1 pseudogene is annotated in these 1,281 nt (G+C 64.2%); it reads left to right on the plus strand.

From position 1 onward, the window contains the following. Window positions 1–117: 117 nt before the first annotated feature. Window positions 118–1,281: pseudogene (locus EN939_RS34640) on the plus strand (IS5 family transposase); the annotation flags it as partial.

The following is a 1,281-nucleotide window of genomic DNA, read 5'->3' on the forward strand; positions in this document are numbered from 1 at the left end:
GAATTGCAGGATTAGCGGTTTATTGGGGCTGTTTTCCTGCAATTCGGTTTTGCGATTCCCTTGTGGCGCGGAGCGTGATTCACTCGGTTCGGCGGCGGCGAATCGAGGGGACAGCGAATGTCCAGGCCACGCGAGAAGCGCGAGACGGGAGAGCAGGACCTGTTCCGCTCCAGGCTCGACCAAATCATCAACATGAAGCACGAGCTGGTGCGGCTGGCGCAGGCGATCGACTGGCCGGTGCTGGAGGAGCGTTTCGGCGCCGTCTATTCGGACGGCCCCGGCATGCCGCCGCTGCCGACCCGGCTGATGGCGGGGCTGGCGATCCTCAAGCACACCTTCAACCTGTCGGATGAGGTGCTGTGCGAGCGCTGGGTGGAGAACCCTTATTTCCAGTATCTCACCGGCGAGACGTTCTTTTGCCATACGCTGCCGTTCGACCGCTCCTCGATGACGCGTTGGCGCAGCCGTATGGGCGAGGAGCGGATTATGGTGCTGTTGCAGGAGAGCCTCAGCCTCGCGGTCAAGACCGGGGCGATGAAACCGGCCGACACGCGCCAGGTGATCGTCGACACCACCGTGCAGCCGAAGAACGTCATGTTCCCGACCGACGCCAAGCTCATCCATCGGGCACGCGAACGGCTGGTGCGGCTGGCCAAGAGGACGGGTCTCCATTTGCGCCAGAGTTATGTGCGGGTCGGCAAGCTGGCGCTGATCAGCCACCAGCGCTATGCCCACGCCAAGCAGTTCAAGCGGGCCAACAAGGCGCTACGCAAGCTCAAGACCTATCTCGGCCGGACCATTCGCGACATTGGTCGCCAGATCGCCGGCGATCAGGGGCTGGACGCTGTTCAAATGGCCGCTCTACCAGGCCGCCACCGTTCTCGAGCAACGCCAGCGCCAGCGCGGCCGCAAGATCTACAGCCTGCACGCACACGAGGTGGAATGCATCGGCAAGGGCAAGGCGCATGCGCCCTACGAGTTCGGGGTGAAGGTGTCGGTGGCCACCACGCTGAAGCGCTCCAGGGGCGGCCAGTTCGCCCTGCATGCAAAAGCACTGCCCGGCAATCCCTATGACGGCCACACGCTGGCAAGCGTCATCCCCGACATGGAAAAGACCATCGGCAACGAGATCGGCCGCATCCTCGCCGACGCCGGCTATCGCGGCCACAACGCACCGCAGAGCCACAAGCTCAGGGTCTTCACCGCGGGCCAGAAACGCCGCGTCACCCCAGCCATCAAGCGCCAGATGCGACGGCGGTCGGCGGTCGAGCCCGTCATCGG

Source organism: Mesorhizobium sp. M7A.F.Ca.CA.002.05.1.1, from assembly GCF_003998335.1.
Taxonomy (GTDB): Bacteria; Pseudomonadota; Alphaproteobacteria; order Rhizobiales; family Rhizobiaceae; genus Mesorhizobium.